This window comes from uncultured Helicobacter sp., from assembly GCF_937906905.1.
GTDB lineage: Bacteria > Campylobacterota > Campylobacteria > Campylobacterales > Helicobacteraceae > Helicobacter_B.
This window is the reverse complement of record NZ_CALERY010000002.1, coordinates 176,281-194,015: the sequence shown is the minus strand read 5'-3', so window position 1 is coordinate 194,015 and position 17,735 is coordinate 176,281. Positions and strand designations below refer to the sequence as shown.

Genomic DNA, 17,735 nt, shown 5'->3' with positions numbered 1-17,735 from the left:
AGCCGTGCTTGTGGCGATGTATAGTGTTTTTGTCTTTATGTCCTTGGGATACTTGGCGAAGAAAATGCGCCTGCTTGGCGATAGGCAGGGCAATATCCTGCTAGGCTTTTTGCTCAACTTCGCCCTGCCCAGCGCGATTTTCACAGGGGTGTATCACTCAAGCGTGAGTTTAGAGCTTTTGGGGCTTTTTGCCCTAGCTCTTGTGTGCAATCTCGCAGCTGGCGCATTGGCGTTTGTGTTTGTCTTAAAGGTTTTGCGCTTATGCTTTGCCACTGCGCTTACCATAGCATTTCTAGTCTCTTTGCACAATACGCTTTTTTTGGGCGTGCCTATCGTGCAGGGTGCGCTAGGCGAGCAAGCTGCGCATAAGGCGATCGTGCTCGATCAGTTTTGCACGGGGCTACCACTAGCTGTTTTAACCCCGCTGCTCCTTAGCCTAAGCTCTGGGGCGAAATTCCGCTTGCGCGCGGTGGGGGTGCGCCTTTTTGCAAACCCTCTCTTCCTCTCTATGCTTTGTGGCTTTGGGCTTAAGGCTATGCCCTTTAGTATCCCAGAGCTACTTTTCGCGCCGATTTTGTCTCTAGCAGCGTGCGCTACGCCGGTGGCTCTCTTTGCCATAGGGGTGCAGCTGCGTTTTGATTTTTTGCGCTTACAGTGGAGGAGGGTGGGAGTCGTGCTAGGCTTTGGTATGGTACTTACGCCGATGTTGTATTTGGGGTTTTTGTATGTGTTTGGCATAGGGGTGCAAGAAGACCACCAAATGGTGCTACTAGAAGTGGCTATGCCCCCACTCATTAGCGCAGTCGCGGTGATCGCACGCGCAGGGCTGGATTCTAGGCTGGCGATTTCTTGTATCGTGGCTGGTGTGCCACTCGCAGCTTTTAGCACGCCATTTTGGCTATATATAAGCCATTTGTAATATAATACCCCTATTCAAATCAAGGAGCTATGATGAAAGATTCTTTTAAAGCATTTGTCTCTGCGACTCAAAATCTCCCCGAGTATAAAAAGCCTTTAGCCTTTGGGATTGCGCGCATTGAGTATGGGCAGAAGTCCCAAGCTGTGCTTAGTGCCACCTACCCCTTGCTCAATTGGACAGATGAGAATCTAGGCAGCTATGCGGTGTTTTTTGACGCGTGTAAGGCTGCTGCGCCGCTGCATTCTAGTGATAGTGAAGCGATTTTTGGCATTACAGAGGGCTTCATCAAGCGTGCGTTAGAGCTGTATGAGCCATTTTTGGCAGAATCTTTGGCAAACCCAAGCACGCATAAAAATATCCAAATTATCCTAGAGCTCCAAAATGCCCTAGCGCAAAATCGCCTCTACACTCATAGTGGGCATTTCCGCTACCATTTATGCGTGCTATATAGCGATAGCAAATGCGAGAGTGTAGAGTCTGCCTACTTAAAGCTCCTAGCCCTATCGCTTGGCAAAGCCCCCTTGCGCTCACTTCAGCTTGATGGGATATTTGGGCTATTGCAAAATGTCGCGTGGAGTGGGAATGCCCCCTATGAGCTAGAGTGGCTGCGCGAGAATGAAATCCGCCTAAAAATGGAGGGCAGCTTCCCTGCGATTGACTTTGTAGATAAATTCCCTCGATATTTAATGCAAGTAATCCCCCAATACGACAATATCCGCCTGCTAGATTCTGCGAAAACGCGCTTTGGCGCATACCTTGGCAGCGGCGGCTACACGCAAATGCCCGGTGCTAGCTATGTGAATTTCAACGCCGGCGCACTTGGAGCTTGTATGAATGAGGGGCGCATAAGCTCTAGCGTGATTGTAGGAGAAGGCAGCGATGTGGGCGGTGGGGCAAGTATCCTAGGCGTGCTAAGCGGGGGCAATAGCGAGCCTATCACCATTGGCAAAAACTGCCTACTAGGGGTCAATAGCTCCACTGGCATAAGCCTAGGTGATGGCTGTATAGTCGATGGCGGTATCGCAGTGCTTGCAGGCACGATATTTGCTATCGATAAGGCAGAAGCGGAGAAAATCGCGGCAATCAATGCGGACTTTGCTATCAAAGATAGCGGACTATATAAGGGGCGCGAGCTATCAGGCAAGCACGGGGTGCATTACAGGCAGGACTCTAAAAGCGGCAAGATGATCGCCTTTAGAAGCAATCGCAAAATCGAGCTAAACGCAGATTTGCATTAGGTTTTGCTGCGCTAAATCCACGCTTGACTAGCGAGTAGCTGCCAATGCAAAACAATTTATGATCTAGATCTAGTGCAGAGTGTGGATTTGGATTCTTGGCTAGTGGCGGCGGATAGCCACTTCGCCTACTTCACCCTATGCAAGCCATTTATACCCCAAATACATCAAGTTTGAAAAATTCGAAAGAGAGACTAGCGAGATCAATGGATCTTAAAATCTAGGTAGCAGATTCTTGCACACAGGCATACTTAGCGATGATGACCCCAGGATTTTCTAGCAGAATCTATGCTCCACACTGGTTTGTAGCAGGATTTTGGGCAAGGCTTGATCGCTCAAGATTGGATCGCTAGTCCTCCAGCTCCTCCTCTTGGCTCTCCTCCTCCACTTCAAAATCCATGGCGATTGCCGCGCTCCTTGCGCTCTTTGACTTGGAGATTGATTTTTTTGTCTTAGCACCTAGATCTTTTAGCTTATCAAGCCTAGATTCTAGCCCGCCCTTGCCGCGCAGCTTTGTATCCATAGCGACTGCCGCACTTTGCGCACTTTGCAAGCCTCGCGCCATCTTGTCAAAATCGCTGCACACATCGGCAAATTTGTCATAAAACTTCCCAAGCTCTTCAAAGGCTTGCTTGATATTCTTATCGCTTTGGATATGCTGCCAAGTGATAGCAATCGTCTTTAACGCCATAAAAAGCGTATGTGGTGTGGTGAGATAAATCTGCTTAGAATAGGCATAGTTATACAAGCTAGAATCCGCTTCTAAGGCTAGATCTAAGATATTGTTATAGGGGATAAAAAGCAGCACAAAGTCATAGGCATTTTCTATGTCCTTATAGGGCTTGCTCGCTAGCTCATCAATGCGCGCTTTGAGATTTTGCGCGATTTCTTGGGTGTTTATCTCTGTCTCATCATCGCAAGTTATGGCATTTGGCAGGGGGAATTTGGCGTCAATGATGATGTTGCGCTTGTCATCAAGGCGGACAATCGCATCAGGGATATATCGCCCACCTTGCGTGTGGAGCTGCTCTTGGAGGCTATATTGTCTGCCTTCAATGAGTCCGCTACTCTCAAACACCCTTTTTAGCTGCAGCTCGCCGAAGTTTCCGCGCAGCTTTTTATCACCCTTTAGAATCCGCCCTAGCTCTTGCGCACTTTTACTCATCTCTTGGGAGTATTTGAAAGCGTTGTCGATGTTTTCTTTGAGCTTGGCTTCGTTTTGCAAAAGGGTCTTTTGATACTCTTCCACGCGCGTTTTTATAGGCGTGAAAACCTCATCTAAAATCGCTTTAGAATCCTTGCTAAGCGCGAGCTTGCTTTCATTCAGCAAGGCAGTCTTTTGTAGCTCTAGATTCTTGGCTAGCTCATTTTGCAAGGTGCTTATGGAGAGTTTATATTGAGATTCTAGCTTGGAGAGATCTTGCTCATATTTGTCTTGCAGCTCTGTCTTTTGGCGAGCAGAGTCTGCGCGCTGCTCTTGGAGCCGCTCATTGGCAGTAGTGAGCGTGGCTTTTAGGCTGGCGATTTCTTGCAGGGCTTGGATATGGCTAGATTCTAGGGATTTGGCAGTGGATTCTAGGGCTTGGGCTTTAGTAGCAATCTCTTGGCGAAGTGTCTCGCTTAAATGCAGGGCTTTTTGTGCGGCGATATAGCGCGCATAGAGCAAAGCCCCCACTCCACCTAATGCAAACAACGCAATAAGCAAAATGCTATCAAGCAATGTCATAGTGATCCTTGTGATCAAGTAGTATTGTGTAAGTGCTGAGTATTGTAGCGTAGAATGTAGTGTAAATATGCCCCATAAGGGGCTTAGTTATTTCTTTTTAGGCTTAGGCGGATTGTTGCCTCTGCCGCCGCCGCTTTCCTCGCCCGGATTTGTAGAAGGCCACCCAGCTTCATTAGGGTCTATAGTAGGCTTTCCTTTTCCCACCGCAATGCCAATAGGTCCCATTGGCTTATGGGGATTAGGTTTAGGCGCGATATATGTTCTCATTGCTCTCTCCTTATCAATAAATTTGCAATGACTCTGCAGACATTGCAAGGTGGATTCTAGTAAAAGACTCTCATAAATGCACGAAACAAAAGCGACACGAATTTACAAAGCTAGAATCTTAACGCTGCAGTTTCTTGTCATTGGCTTTTCTTACACCAATAAGATCGCTTAGATACAATACCTAATCGCCAAACTAAAGGAGCTATATGAAAACATTTGCGAGATTTTATGGCGCAAGCGAGATCATCTGTGAGCTATGTAAAATCCTAGAAATTCCACACTATGGCAGCAAAGAGCTTGAACGATTAGAGATTCCACACTATGAAAGCAAAAAGCTTGAGCGATTTAGGAAAAATGACGAGCTATCCTTGCGTGAGTATGGGGGTATGCGCGATACACTTATAAAGCGTATCGCTTCTGTGCTTCGCACTGATGATCCGCACTCACTTGAAGCGATTTTGGGCAATGCGTTAGAGTATTATGAAAAATATTGCGGGCATATAGAGACACTAGGTGCTAGCCAAAAGCAGCTTGACTTTGCTACTTTGGTGCATTTTGTGATCCCTTTTGTCGCGCCATTGTTTGAATACATTATGGATAGCAAGCACGAAAGCTTAGTAATCGATAGGATTTTGCCTGAAATAATTGGGGAGCAAAGCGCAGTGCAAAAAGCCCTTGTCCTTATCGCAAACAATGTGGATTTAAAGAAATATTGTGAAATAAGTGGGGATCGCAATAGCTTTAAGACCCTTACAACACTGCTAATCAACACCAACACCAGCAAAAGTATCGAAAATTGGCTTAATGGCAGCCACACCCCAAGCCACAAATCTATCCAAGACATCAGCCAGATTGCTTCATATTGTGAAAACCTATCGCCAACGCAAATTAGCTCGCTACTCCATATCGCCAAGCTTGTTGATAGCTTTTTCAACTGGGCAGGGAAATACTTCGGCAAGGAACTTTGTGAAGTGCTTGTCGCGCACTATCGGCTTATGAATGTGTTTGGGGTTTTGGAGAGTAGAGAGCTACTAGAGCAAGTGCTAAATACCTGTGCTAGCCAAGCACACGGGGCAAAAAATGCTCTTAATACACTAGTAAATTATTATGGGCATAGGATTTTTGCAATATGTATGCTAAAAAATATCAATCAAATACCCCAAGAAGCCTTGAAAAACTTCGCCCAGCAGCTAGGAAGCTCTCTTCGCATTGCACATAAGCACTACTTTGAGTATATTGACTTTTTTGTGCCTTCTCGTGCGTTTGCTCCCACTTGTGGTGATAAGATTTTGGATTGTGAGATATATCTGCAATCGTGTATGCAGGCTTTGACAAATCCAAAGCACATTATCAGCTTGACAGAGCCACAGATTCTAGAGCTTTTTGACAAGTCGTTTGAGAGCTATGCTAAGGCGCAGGGCAAGCTTTTTACAGCGAGCTTGCCACATAAGCCGCTTAATGAAAAGGCATTTACCGATGGGCTAGAGGAAGTAGAAAGCCTAAATGCTTATAAAAATGATCCATATCTGCACTTTATGCAAGGGCGATTCTACGCTCATAAAGCGCGAAACTCTCACACCAAGCAAAAAGAGCTACTCAAAAAAGCCCAAGAGCATTATCTAAATGCCTTAGAGTATGGCAAAGGCGTAATGGGGGAAAATTATAAAAAAGTAGTAGAAGAAGGTATGGCAGTTAGTGCCAATCTCACACGCCAAAACACACTTGATGTCAATAACGCCAAAGCCCCTTTAAGCAAATTCTACAAAAGCGCGTATTTTTTAGGACTAGTGAGTCAGGCAGATGATGTGGGGTATTTGGTGCAGTATTTTAGGCATAAATTTACACTGCTATTCTACAAAGATGAGCAAGGGATCTTAGAGCAAAAGCGTGCAAAAAAGCAGGAGAAGAAGTTTGCACTTTTCTCGCCTAATCACTTTACAACCGATGATGAAACGCTAAAAAATCTGCCCATAGATTTCACAAAGCCTAATAAAATGATCACAGATATTTACCCTAATCCCGTTAGCCAGCTTGCACACACTTGTGGAATCCTTGATGTAGAATCTAGCAAAAGACTCATAGAGCTTGGGGCTGATGTAAATTGGCGTAAAGATGATGGGGGAAGTGTGCTGATATTTGCATTACAAGGCTTGGGCGAGCCTGAGCGACAACGCTACAATGAGGCACAAAAGCAAAAAGCCCTAGAGCTTTGCGCACTGCTTATCCCAAAGATGAGCCAAGAAGCCCTAAACACAAGACTTAGAAAGAAAAAGCACACCGCGCTATCTCTTGCTATTGCTCTAGGGCTTGTGGAAGTAGTGAAGCTACTGCTAGATTCTGGGGCGGATATAGATACACACACTTGTGATAGAGACAATCTAAGTGCGCTGTATTACTGCTTGCAGTGTATTGCTTGGGCTAAGGGCAATGTGCCTGATCCATCTGCTGCCATATCCGCAATGAGCAAGGAGCAAATTATCGCCGCAAGCAAGGGGAGACTAAATGAGTCAATCTTTGATGATGAGACACTGCGCAATGCTTATGCAACAAGATCTAACCACCCAGAGCTATGGCAAGCAGCATTAGCAATGATAACCAAAGGGCATAAGCGTTTTCTCCAAGAGTATTATGCGATTTTTGATCTGCTACTAGAATCCACTAGCAATGTCGATAATGTAGAAAAAGATTGCAACGGCTTTACCCCACTGCTCTTTGCCACAGAGATTGGCGAAGTGGAGTGTGTCAAAAAGCTTTTAGCCAAAGGTGCAAACAAAGAGCACAAAAATAGCGATGACTACAATGCCTATGCGATAGCAGAGCATTTTCATCACATAGAGCTAATGAGCCTTTTGCGCTAGGGTTTATGATCTAGGGCTTTAGATTCTACTAATGCCCCTCAAAAATAAGCGTGAAGTCTTCAAAGTTAGCATCATAATTGGGGTGGGCTTGATTGCTATTTGGCTGCTTGGAGCCGCCCTCTAAAGGCAGATCGACAAAGTCATCAGCAGTGTTTGGGGCTTGGTAGCGGCGAGGTGGTGTCTCTTTTGTCGTGGGGGGCTTGGGGCTAGGCTTTTGGGCTGCTGGTGGATTTGGCTGCTTGGGGGTAGATTGCTTGGGTGCGATTGGGGTGGATTTAGCTTGGGGCGTGGCACTTTGTATGCGGCTATTTATGGTGGCAGCGGATTTGTTTTTATCGTGGATTTCTATCAATACGCTTTGATTTTTCACGCGCGAGTATTTGGGGATATAGGATTCTAGGGCGCGGATTTTTTTGCGGATATTTAGGTAGTAGGATTCTGCGAGTTTGTTGCTAGCTCGCTCTTTTTGCCAGCGGAAGCCTTTGTTGTAGGATTTGATGATGTTTTTGTGATTGCCCTTGTGGTAGCCGTGCCAATACATTAGCGAGTCTAATGCCACTTGACTAGCAAATTTCCTATCATCGATAAGCAGCTGCCCCATAACATTGCGCGTAAAGGGCGTGTCGTTGTAGCTAGAGTAGTATTTGAGCACCACAGGGATATGCGCGTGGTAAAGCCCAGCAGAAGGGTCGCTAAAATTTAGCATATACGCCCCAGCGCAAGACTCCTGCCACGCGATTGCCGCCATTGTGTAGCCCATACCCTTTGGCGCGCCAAAGTTATAGGCGTAGATGATGTGATCTCTTTGTGCTTTGGTGAAGCGATGAGGGTTGGCACACTCTACTTGGGGGAATTTCGCGCTAGGAGCTGCTTGCATTAAAGCCCACATACAGCACAAAGCCATAGCTATGGATAAAAATCTCATAAAAGCCTTTTAATATTGGATTTGCTACAATGGCGCATTATACCCAAAGACTAAGGACACTAATGTCATCTAGCGATTCGCAAGCAGCTAAAGAGCTGCTAGTAGAGATTCTCACAGAAGAGCTTCCCGCACTTCCCTTTCTCAAAGAGTGGGGCAATCTTAAGCAAAAGTGGGAGCAAGCTTTGGCAAATACGCATTTACAAGCCCCTTGTGAGCTGCACTACACACCGCGCAGGATTGCTATTTATAGTCGCGCATTCCCCACGCGGACGGATTCTATTACGCAAGAGTTTTTTGGCGCACCTGTGGCTATGGCATTTGTCGATGGGGACAGGAGCAAGGGTTTAAGCAAAGCGGGCGAGGGATTTTGCAAGAAAATCGGCTTAGATCCTACCAGCCCAGAATCCATCGCTGCCCTACAAACTACACAAAAAGATGGCAAAGAAGTGCTCTACTATCGCAAACTTATTGCAGGAACACCAAGCGAGCAGGTGCTAGGGGAGGTGGTGGTAAGCTTTATCTGCTCCTTACACTTTGGCAAGAGTATGCGCTGGGGGGACGCTCAAGAGGGCAGTGGGAGTGAAAGCTTTATCCGCCCAATCCGCAATATTATGATACTACTTGGCGGAGAGCCTATCAGCGCAAAAGTGGATTCTAGGATTTTTGGGCAGAGCTTCTTACCAGCGACGCTTTTACACCGCTCCTACAAGCCACAAGCACAAGATCTACTAGAATCCACTTTTGATAATGCTGCTTTGGCGCAAGGGGAAAAGTGGGTGCAAATCACAGGGATTGATGACTACCTACACAAGCTCAAAAATGGCGGCATAATCCTTAGCGCAGATGAGAGAAAGGAGCGGATTCTAGCGCAAATTAGGGCGATAGAGTCCGCCCACCAAGTGCAAGTCAAGCTAGATTCTGCGCTGCTAGCGCAAATTGTAGCCATCACAGAGTATCCCACCGCGCTTTTAGGGAGCTTTGATAGGCGGTTTTTGACACTGCCAGGAGAAGTGATCACCACCTCAATGAAAGAGCATCAAAAATACTTTAGCGTATATAAAGATGGGCGGCTATATCAGGGCTTCATAGTCGTGGCGAACGCGCTTTGCGATGATTTTAGCGCGATTATCAGCGGCAATGAGCGCGTGCTAAAAGCGCGTTTAAGCGATGCGGAGTTTTTCTACCGCAACGACTGCGCCACACCCCTAGCAAAAGAGCCTTTAGCAAGCATTGCCTATATCGATGGGCTAGGCTCTATGCTGGAGAAAACACACAGAGAAGAGATTATCGGCGCGTATTTGGCGCGATTATGGGGGCAAGATAGCGCGCTAATCACCCAAGCACTCGCGCTATCTAAGGCAGATTTGCTTAGTGAAATGGTGGGCGAATTCCCAGAGCTGCAAGGGATTATGGGGCATTACTACGCGCTAGCACAAGGGCTTCCGCACGACATCGCCCAAGCGATAAAAGAGCAATACCTCCCAAATGGCGAGAACTCTGCGCTGCCAAGCAGCAAAATAAGCGCGATTGTAGCCCTTAGTGGGAAGCTTGAGAGCTTGCTTGGGCTTTTTAGCCTAGGCACAATCCCTAGTGGCTCAAAAGACCCCTTTGCCCTGCGGCGTGCGGCAAATGGCGTGGTAAAAATCGTGCTAGAGTGGGAGCTAGCCTTTGATATAAAGCAGATTCTAGTAGATTTAGCCAAAGAGTGCGGCTATGCCATTAGCCAAGAGAATCTCACGCGCTTGCAAGGGTTTATCATCGAGCGGCTAGAATCCATTTTAGACATACCAGCCCAAATTTTCCGCTCTGCTTCAAGGGGGACAAGCACAGATCTCTGCACCATCGCCAGCAATGCCAAAGCTCTAGAATCTTTGCTAAAGCGCGATGATAGAGAAGAGCTTATGGCAGTGTTTAAGAGGGTGGCAAATATCACTAAAGATATGGATTCTATTGGGCTTAGGGATTCGGCTTTGGGTAGTCATAGCGGTGATTTTGTGGATTTTGGGGCAACCGCAGACCTCAAGTCTAGCTCTACCCCAAAATCCACAAAAAGCACCACTAGCACCACCGCAATTCCTAGAATTCTAGAAGAAGCAAAAGAAGCTGGGCGTGAAAAATCTGCTGAAAATAAAAAAGTGGATTCTAGGGGTAACGCTCAAAGTTTAAACAAGCCGCAGGCGGAAGGATTTTGCGATGATTTTGTGGGTTGTCAAGGCGGGGGCGAAGGGATTTACCTGAGCGGTAATGAGCAAGCCCACGCCGCAGACTCCCGCAAAAGCGCGCAAAAGCCAACGCCAAAACCAAGCAAAGCCCAATCCTCCAAGCAGCAGCCAACGCCAGCCAACCCTATCGACACTTCCCTCCTAACCCCCCCCGAATCCACCCTCTACAACAAACTCCTATCGCTCAATCTCCCCGCCATCACCCACCCGCAAGATAAGCTTAACGCGCTCTTTTTGCTCAAAGATGTGCTAGAAGCGTTTTTTGATAAAGTGCTTGTCAATGATGATAATCCTGCCTTGCGGCGCAATCGCAAAACACTCCTATATGCGATTTATGCGGAGTTTTGCACCATAGGAGATTTGAAGGAACTAGCCATTTAGGATTGCTATGCGCTTGCTATGGGTATGGACTATCATAAGTGCGGCTCTCCTAGCTAGCACACAGCCCCAAGCCCTAGAATCCAGCGCATATATCACCACTGCCCCTAGCCCATCACTTCATTCTAGTAGTAGCGAGAGATCCGCACCCTTTTTACAAGTTACAGACATTGACCTAGCCTCTTTCACCACTGCGGCGCATTTGGATTCTACTTTATTTAGCGCGCCCTTTGCCACGGGATATAGCGCGCTTTGGGCGAAGATCTCACTGACAAGCGAGCGATTTTATGGATTCTACATAGGCACGGAGTTTTCTGCTGTTGGGAAGATTGCCGATAATGCCAAGCGACCCATTACACGCACTGATATGCAAGAAGACCCTAGAATCTACTCTTTGCTTATCAACAACGATGAAGCAAAGGATCTTTTCTACACAAGTGATAGCGCGCATTTGCCAGCATTATTTCTAGGCTATGAGTATAAAAATATGGGCTTTCGCGTGGGGCGATATGCTGCGGAATATGAGTGGATGGGGGATTATTTAGAGGGCGCGGAGGTGTATGCAGATATAAAGGGCGTGCGTGTAGCATTTGGGGGCTTTTATCGGCAGTCTTATGCCAACCCAGCGGAAAACACGCGCTATGGCTATCTTAAGAATCTCTATGAAAAGCACCAAGGCTATGCGATCAATCATCACTTCTATGCTGATGCCAATTACCAAAAAGAGCATTTTGGGCTGCGCTTCTATGCAAACTATTTGGCTAGCTTGTATGTCGCTAGTGGGCTTAGCGTGCGCTATACAAAGGACTTTGGATTCTGGGATTTGGGGATTAAGGCACACGGGACCTTTGTGAGTGCTGGGATACAAGACCCAAACCTTTGTGCTAACCCACAAGTCGCAGAGGAAGTGGGGCTTGCCTGCTATCAAAAGGGTAGCTTTGGCAAGCGTAATGGCGGAGTGGCGCATCTTGAAGCACTGCTAGGTTTGGGCTACTTTCATCTATCCCTTGGCGCAGTAGTCAATGACAAAAATCACGCCACAAATCTGCTCCCCATCTATGCGGATAATAACCCACTTGAATACAACACTTACATTTATGGAGAAGGTGGGCGCACAGGGTATGTCAAGCTGGATTATCGTGGGATTATGCTAGGTAAATCGTGTGAGCTAGGGGGATTTATCGGGCTTGGGCGGACGATGTTTTTTGCCCCTGATGTGCATTACTCCAATCAAGTCGTAGGCGAGATTGAGCTAGATTTCACACGGGTGAAATGGCATTTGACGATAGCATATCTCGATGAGGTGCGCTACTCTAGGACATTAGTAAGCAAGCTGTGGATAGGCTATAAATTCTAAACCATTAACAAAATGATTAAAAAATCTTAGTAGAATCGAAGCTTGCGGCTTTTTATGACTTTTGTAGCTTTGTGTAGTGTTAATCTTGGTCTGGGGAGTGTGTGTGAGAGATTCTGGTCGTTTGGGGATATTTGGTGCTGCTGTGTTTTGCTGCTTTTGCGCGCTGGCACAGGCTTCTTCCATAAGCAAGCAAGCATTTTTCGAAGCAGTAGAGAGAAATAGCATAAATCTTGTGCAGAATAAAGCGCAGTTTGAGAGCTTGCTTGAGACACAGCGTGCCATGAACTCATGGGAATCACCATACGCGGAAGTGGATACAGGGTTTGTGAAAAATGCCTTGGGGAAAAACGAAGTTTCTGTAACCGCACTTCTCATGGTGCGTCCCAAGCTCCCATGGGTGCAGACACTCTTGCACAAAAGCCTGCGCCTCCAAAGCGAGCAATACCAAAAGACTTATAGCCTTTACAAGGAGCTGGCATTTATCGCTGCTAAGCGTCTCTATCTCACCTATACGCTGACAAAAGAAAAATACAATATCGCCACCCAGCGCGAGGGAAATTTCTACAATCAGCTTAAAATCGCTGAAGCCAAGCTCAATGCTGGCAGTATGTCCAAAAAAGACTATATCAGCTTCAATAACTCCTATCTCGATGCCAAACTCCTAAAAATGCAGACTCAAACCCAGCTACTTGAGCTCCAGCGCACACTCCACCAGCTCCTAGGCTTGGTTGAGGCACATACGATCAATCAAGACAAAATCGATGATGAGATTCTCGATAGCCTGCATGACATCATTATCGAGAATCTATCTTTCTCCTACATGCAGCTTGAGTCAAAAGCTGCGTATGAAAAGCTAGAATCCTCGCCCTACATCGATATCCTCACTCTCCAAGCCAAAAACTATCAAAACTCCGCAAGACTAGCCAATCGCGATCGATTTGAAGCATTTGAGCTGGGCGGGGGGATTGCGCATGCAGAATCCAGTGATGGCGCACAGCTTCGATTCTCGCTTCCTTTGCCCATAACACCTAAAAATACGCACCTAAAGCGCAAATGGCTTGCTTTGCATAGTGGAAGTGTCCGCGAAGGGGAGATCACCAAAAACAATCTGCTTGTAAGTATAGATTCTTATTTAGATCAGCTCGAGAGCAAAAAGAGCTTTATTGAGCTTCAGCAAGAAAATATCCAAAACAAAAAGGACTTGGTAGAAATGGGAAAAATCGCCTATGAATCGCAAAAAATCAGTCTATTTGAATATCTCGCGTATCAAAACTCCTACATGGATAGTTTAATAACGCTTGCTGATGCCAAGCTTGAGTATGTGAGTATCCAGTCCATGTTGGAAGAAAGTCTAGGCACAATGATGGGAGAAGCACAATGAAAGTATATAAAGCATGTGTGGCTTGGTTGTTTTTGGCAGTTGGCGGGCTCTATGGCTATGATGAGGTGCGTGTAACGCCTATCCAAGCCCAGGGGCTAGGCATACGCGATATCCCTATCCAGAATCCAAGTATCACGCGTGGCGTGCCGTTTAATGCGTTTATCGACTTTGACAACAAAGACTCCACGACACAAAGCTCCACCTTTGATGTCGTCGTCGTGGCAATCTATAAGCGCGAGGGTGAGCAGATAAAAGCAGGCAACGAGATTTGCGAGATCAGCTCCAATGAGCTCAATAATCTCTTTTTCGAGCTAGAAAATACCCAAAACAAATACCGCGTAGCAGAAGAAATCGCCAAAAAGGACAAAGATTTATTCCAAGCAGGTGTCATCTCCCAGCGAGAATACCAGCAAAGCTACCTAGCAAGCCGTGAGCTCTATCTCAAGCTCTCCCAGCTTAAAAACACATTCAAACTCTTTGGGATTGACCCAGATAAGCCTAGGGGGAGCTTTGGCTTCCGCGTGGTGGCAAGTGCTAGTGGAATCCTATCTGTCGCGCCTAAAAATACCGGCGAGAAAATCCCAGCCTTTACTCCTTATGTGAGAATCTCTAAAAACAATAACCTCCTAGCGCGCATTAAAATCCCTTTAGCTATCTCTGATTATGTCGTGCCTGGTTCAAAAGTCTATAGTGATAATGGGCAATATGTGGGCGATATCACCACCGTCTCTGTGGTCGTGGATAAAAATAATAACTCTATCATGGCGATAGCGGATTTGCGAGAGGGGGTTTTCCGTGTGGGCGAGATTGCTGATGTGTATATCCAGGGCAAGCAGCCTAAAGGCACATTTATTGTCCCTTCTGATGCGGTAATAAAAAATAGCAAAGATAATCTCATCTTCATAAAAACCGCCAATGGCTACCAGCCAAAACTCGTGCAAATCATAGAAAAACGCAGCAAATCCTTTGTCATCGATGCCAAAGCTTTCAAAGGCAATGAGCAAATCGCAGCCGGCACGCTTGTCGCACTTAAAGGACTTATCAATAACCTCGGCAATAATGGCGGAGCGCAGTAATGCTAGCAAAAATCATCGAATATTCCCTAATGCAGCGCATTATCATTATGATTTGTGCGTGTGCATTGCTGCTGTTTGGGGGGTATAGCTTTTTAAGCATTGCTATTGATGCTTTCCCTGATGTCTCATCAACCCAAGTGCGCGTGGCGGTCAAAGCCCCCGGAATGGCGCCAGAAGAGGTAGAAAACCGAGTCGTGCGTCCCTTAGAGCTTGAGCTTCAAGGCTTGCCTGGGCAAAAGCTCCTGCGCTCTACTTCAAAATACGCCATAGCTGATATTGTGCTAGATTTTGAAGATAATGTAGATATTTATCTCGCACGCCAGATGACAAACGAGCGCCTAGCAAATGTCCTAGCAGATTTGCCAAGTGGCGTTGATGTCCGCTTGCAGCCTATTGTTACCCCGCTTTCAGATATGTTTATGTTCACTATTGAAGGCAATATTTCAAATCTTGAAAAACGCCAGCTTTTAGACTTTATTATCCGCCCAGAGATTAGAAAGATCAAAGGCGTGGCAGATGTAAGCTCGCTTGGAGGCTTTGCCAAAGCCTTTGTGGTGATCCCGGATTTTAACGATATGGCGCGCCTTGGAGTAACCATAACCCAGCTAGAATCCGCTCTTGAAGCAAGCCTTAAAAACGATGGCGCAGGGCGTGTGGATAGAGATGGCGAAAATTTCTTAGTCAAAATCCAAAATGCTGCCCTAAACCCAGAGCAAATCGCCCAGCTGGCAATACAGACAAAAGTCGGCTTCGTGAAAATCGGGGATTTCGCGCAGGTGCAGACAAGCTACATGACGCGACTTGGCTTCACGACCAAAGATGGCATAGGTGAGACGACACAAGCGATTGTTTTCTCGCTTAAAGGAGCGAATTCTAAAGAAACCATAGAAAAAATCTATGAAAAATTTGACGAGCTAAAGCCCCTGCTCCCAGAGGGTGTGAGTCTCAATGTCTTCTATGATCGATCTGAGCTTACGCAAAAGGCTGTTGATAATGTTACAAAAGTGCTGATTGAAGCTATTGTGCTAATTGTGGTGCTGCTCTTTTTGTTTCTAGGGGATTTGCGTGCGGCGATTGCTGTGAGCGTGATCCTGCCCTGTGCGCTTTCAGTGGCGTTTATTTGTATGAGCTTAAATGGTATGAGTGCCAATCTTATGAGCTTAGGGGGGCTGGCGATTGCGATTGGGATTTTGGTGGATTCTGCTGTGGTGATGGTGGAAAACGCCTTTGAAAAGCTAAGCTCCAATACCACCACAACAAAGCTGCACGCTCTCTATCGCGCATGTAAAGAAATCTCTGTCTCTGTGGTGAGTGGGATTATCATCATCATCGTATTTTTTGTGCCAATCCTTACCCTTGAGGGACTAGAGGGCAAGATGTTTGCTCCTTTGGCTAAAAGCATAGTCTTTGCCCTTTTAGGTTCTTTGGTGCTATCTATCACCGTGATCCCGGTTGTCGCCTCTCTTGTGCTAAAGACCAAAGAGCATAAAGAGACGCTTATCACGCGCTTTTTTTATAAAATCTACACGCCCACGCTGCATTTCTGCCTAAACCACAGCAAGCTAGTCATAAGCGGTGCATTTGTGTTTTTGCTCCTTTCACTCTCGCTATTCCCCTTTGTGGGCAAGTCCTTTATGCCAACCCTTGATGAAGGCGATGCGGTGCTTATGGTGGAGATGACGCCCTCTACTTCGCTTGTGCAGTCGCGCGATTTGCTTTTGCGTATCCAAAAAGCAATCAAGGAATCCGTCCCAGAGGTCAAAAGTATCGTTGCGCGTGCAGGGACAGATGAGCTAGGTTTAAGCCTTGATGGGCTTAATCAAAGTGATATGTTTATCTCCTTTGTCCCTAAAAAAGAGTGGCAGGTCAAAACCAAGCAAGAAGTGCTTGATAAAATCAGCAAAGTGCTGGAGAAATTTGTAGGCATTAGCTTTATTTTTACCCAGCCTATTGATATGAGAATCTCCGAAATGCTTACGGGTGTGCGTGGGGACTTGGCGATCAAAATCTTTGGCGATGATATCCCTACGCTTAATGAGCTTAGTAAGCAAATTAGAGAGATTCTCAAAGGCGTGCGCGGCAGTAGCGAAGTCTTTACCACGCTAAATGAGGGCGTGAATTATCTCTATATCACGCCAGAAAAGCATGTGATGAGTAATGTGGGCGTAAGTGTCGATGAGTTTGCCAAATTTATGAAGTCTTCACTAGAAGGCATTGTTGTCTCCTATATCCCTATGGGCGTGGCGCGCGTGCCGGTGATTATCCGCCAGGATCCAGAAATCTCCACAGATATCACCAAGCTTGAAGCCTTAGAGATGTCCTCCTCGCGTGGCTATGTCGTGCCTATCAATTCGATTGCTGAAATTAAAGAAGTCGATGGACCTGTAACAATCGTGCGCGAGAATAATCGCAGAATGAGTGTCGTGCGCAGCAATGTAGAAAACCGCGATTTAGGCGGATTTGTCGATGAGGCAAAAGAGAAAATTGCCGCGCAAGTAAAACTCCCGCCAAACTACTACATCACTTTTGGCGGGCAGTTTGAGAACCAGCAGCGAGCCAACGCGCGCTTTGCGGTGGTGATCCCAATTAGCATTGTGGTGATATTTTTTATTTTGTATTTCACTTTTAAAAGTGTGCCTTTGGCATTGCTGATTTTGCTAAATATCCCCTTTGCCGTTACAGGTGGGCTTATCTCGCTCTTTTTATCTGGGGAGTATATCTCTGTGCCTGCAAGCATTGGCTTTATCACGCTCTTTGGTATCGCCGTGCTTAATGGCGTGGTGATGATAGGGTATTTTAAAGAGCTCATCAAGCAGGGCAAAAGTGTCGATGAAGCTGTAGAAATGGGGGCGAAGAGACGATTGCGTCCAATCCTTATGACCGCATTTATCGCGGCATTTGGGCTTGTGCCTATGCTGCTCTCAAGCGGTGTGGGAAGCGAGGTGCAAAAGCCTCTTGCCATAGTCGTGCTAGGCGGACTTGTAACTTCTAGCTCCTTGACATTGCTGCTACTGCCTGCGATGTTTAGGATCATCGCTAAACGCATACGGATCGTGTAGAAAGGGGAAGCTATGTGTAGCTGGCTACAAATTTATGCCGATAGTAAGCTCAAAGACCACATTGTCGATGCCCTGCTAGAGCGCAGGCTTAATGACTTTTATTACAGCCCTTGTGATAAATACGCCTTGCGCGATTTGCTCATTAGTCAAAGGGAGCAGGTAAGCGGACGCAAGCAGTATGGGCGGTTTGACTTATATATCGACTACGATAGAGCAGTGGAGCTTGTGGAGTATTTTTATACCAAATACGGCAAAGATGATATTACTTGCTATATGCTACAAAATATCATTGACTGCTAGCCCGCAGAGCTAGATTCTACTGCCTAGAATCT

General features: G+C 46.4%; 12 protein-coding genes. 9 read left to right on the top strand and 3 right to left on the bottom strand.

The features are described 5' to 3' along the window. The first annotated feature begins 4 nt into the window (after positions 1-4). Positions 5-919: an AEC family transporter gene (locus Q0171_RS00965; RefSeq protein ID WP_299325742.1), complete on the top strand. Its 915-nt coding sequence runs from the start codon at positions 5-7 to the stop codon at positions 917-919. 32 nt (positions 920-951) lie between these two features. After that, positions 952-2,157, top strand: a complete 1,206-nt coding sequence (locus Q0171_RS00960; RefSeq protein ID WP_299325741.1) for a 2,3,4,5-tetrahydropyridine-2,6-carboxylate N-succinyltransferase — start codon at positions 952-954, stop codon at positions 2,155-2,157. Between the two features lie 346 nt (positions 2,158-2,503). On the opposite strand, the gene rmuC is transcribed toward Q0171_RS00960, so the two are convergent. Together rmuC and Q0171_RS00950 are read right to left on the bottom strand one after the other, a co-directional pair. Beyond that, entirely contained in the window at positions 2,504-3,880 is a 1,377-nt protein-coding gene (rmuC, locus tag Q0171_RS00955) for a DNA recombination protein RmuC (protein WP_299325740.1), read from the bottom strand. 87 nt (positions 3,881-3,967) lie between these two features. After that, a complete protein-coding gene (locus Q0171_RS00950; protein WP_299325739.1) occupies positions 3,968-4,147 on the bottom strand; it encodes a hypothetical protein in 180 nt (59 codons plus the stop codon). A 206-nt stretch (positions 4,148-4,353) separates the two neighbouring features. On the opposite strand from Q0171_RS00950, the gene Q0171_RS00945 reads away from it, so the two are divergent. After that, complete coding sequence (locus Q0171_RS00945; protein ID WP_299325738.1) at positions 4,354-7,005, top strand: ankyrin repeat domain-containing protein; 2,652 nt, start codon at positions 4,354-4,356, stop codon at positions 7,003-7,005. Between the two features lie 28 nt (positions 7,006-7,033). Here the strand turns inward: Q0171_RS00945 and Q0171_RS00940 are convergent, their stop codons facing one another. After that, complete coding sequence (locus Q0171_RS00940) at positions 7,034-7,894, bottom strand: hypothetical protein (protein WP_299325736.1); 861 nt, start codon at positions 7,892-7,894, stop codon at positions 7,034-7,036. Between the two features lie 98 nt (positions 7,895-7,992). Between Q0171_RS00940 and glyS the strand changes: the two genes are divergently transcribed. The 6 genes from glyS (at position 7,993) to Q0171_RS00910 (ending at position 17,703) form a co-directional block, all read left to right on the top strand. After that, the gene (glyS, locus tag Q0171_RS00935; protein WP_299325734.1) at positions 7,993-10,533 is read left to right on the top strand and encodes a glycine--tRNA ligase subunit beta; all 2,541 of its coding nucleotides are present in this window, start codon (positions 7,993-7,995) and stop codon (positions 10,531-10,533) included. 7 nt (positions 10,534-10,540) lie between these two features. After that, entirely contained in the window at positions 10,541-11,887 is a 1,347-nt protein-coding gene (locus Q0171_RS00930) for an outer membrane family protein (RefSeq protein ID WP_299325733.1), read from the top strand. Between the two features lie 103 nt (positions 11,888-11,990). Next, positions 11,991-13,268 carry a TolC family protein gene (locus tag Q0171_RS00925; protein WP_299325731.1) on the top strand — a complete coding sequence of 426 codons (1,278 nt, stop codon included), beginning with the start codon at positions 11,991-11,993 and terminating at the stop codon, positions 13,266-13,268. Beyond that, positions 13,265-14,344 carry a sodium:proton antiporter gene (locus tag Q0171_RS00920; RefSeq protein ID WP_299325728.1) on the top strand — a complete coding sequence of 360 codons (1,080 nt, stop codon included), beginning with the start codon at positions 13,265-13,267 and terminating at the stop codon, positions 14,342-14,344. The genes Q0171_RS00925 and Q0171_RS00920 overlap by 4 nt, the downstream gene beginning before the upstream one ends. Further along, positions 14,344-17,403 (top strand): efflux RND transporter permease subunit, encoded by a 3,060-nt coding sequence (locus tag Q0171_RS00915; protein WP_299325727.1) that lies wholly within the window; start codon positions 14,344-14,346, stop codon positions 17,401-17,403. The genes Q0171_RS00920 and Q0171_RS00915 overlap by 1 nt, the downstream gene beginning before the upstream one ends. Positions 17,404-17,415: 12 nt before the next feature. Continuing rightward, positions 17,416-17,703, top strand: a complete 288-nt coding sequence (locus tag Q0171_RS00910; RefSeq protein ID WP_299325725.1) for a DUF3240 family protein — start codon at positions 17,416-17,418, stop codon at positions 17,701-17,703. Positions 17,704-17,735 lie beyond the last annotated feature (32 nt).

Excerpts from the sequence above, each read along its gene's own strand:
- Q0171_RS00950 (WP_299325739.1), bottom strand. The coding sequence starts at position 4,147 with ATGAGAACATATATCGCGCCTAAACCTAATCCCCATAAGCCAATGGGA.
- Q0171_RS00930 (WP_299325733.1), top strand. The coding sequence starts at position 10,541 with ATGCGCTTGCTATGGGTATGGACTATCATAAGTGCGGCTCTCCTAGCT.
- Q0171_RS00940 (WP_299325736.1), bottom strand. The coding sequence starts at position 7,894 with ATGTGGGCTTTAATGCAAGCAGCTCCTAGCGCGAAATTCCCCCAAGTA.
- glyS (WP_299325734.1), top strand. The coding sequence starts at position 7,993 with ATGTCATCTAGCGATTCGCAAGCAGCTAAAGAGCTGCTAGTAGAGATT.
- Q0171_RS00960 (WP_299325741.1), top strand. The coding sequence starts at position 952 with ATGAAAGATTCTTTTAAAGCATTTGTCTCTGCGACTCAAAATCTCCCC.
- Q0171_RS00915 (WP_299325727.1), top strand. The coding sequence starts at position 14,344 with ATGCTAGCAAAAATCATCGAATATTCCCTAATGCAGCGCATTATCATT.
- Q0171_RS00945 (WP_299325738.1), top strand. The coding sequence starts at position 4,354 with ATGAAAACATTTGCGAGATTTTATGGCGCAAGCGAGATCATCTGTGAG.
- Q0171_RS00920 (WP_299325728.1), top strand. The coding sequence starts at position 13,265 with ATGAAAGTATATAAAGCATGTGTGGCTTGGTTGTTTTTGGCAGTTGGC.
- rmuC (WP_299325740.1), bottom strand. The coding sequence starts at position 3,880 with ATGACATTGCTTGATAGCATTTTGCTTATTGCGTTGTTTGCATTAGGT.
- Q0171_RS00910 (WP_299325725.1), top strand. The coding sequence starts at position 17,416 with ATGTGTAGCTGGCTACAAATTTATGCCGATAGTAAGCTCAAAGACCAC.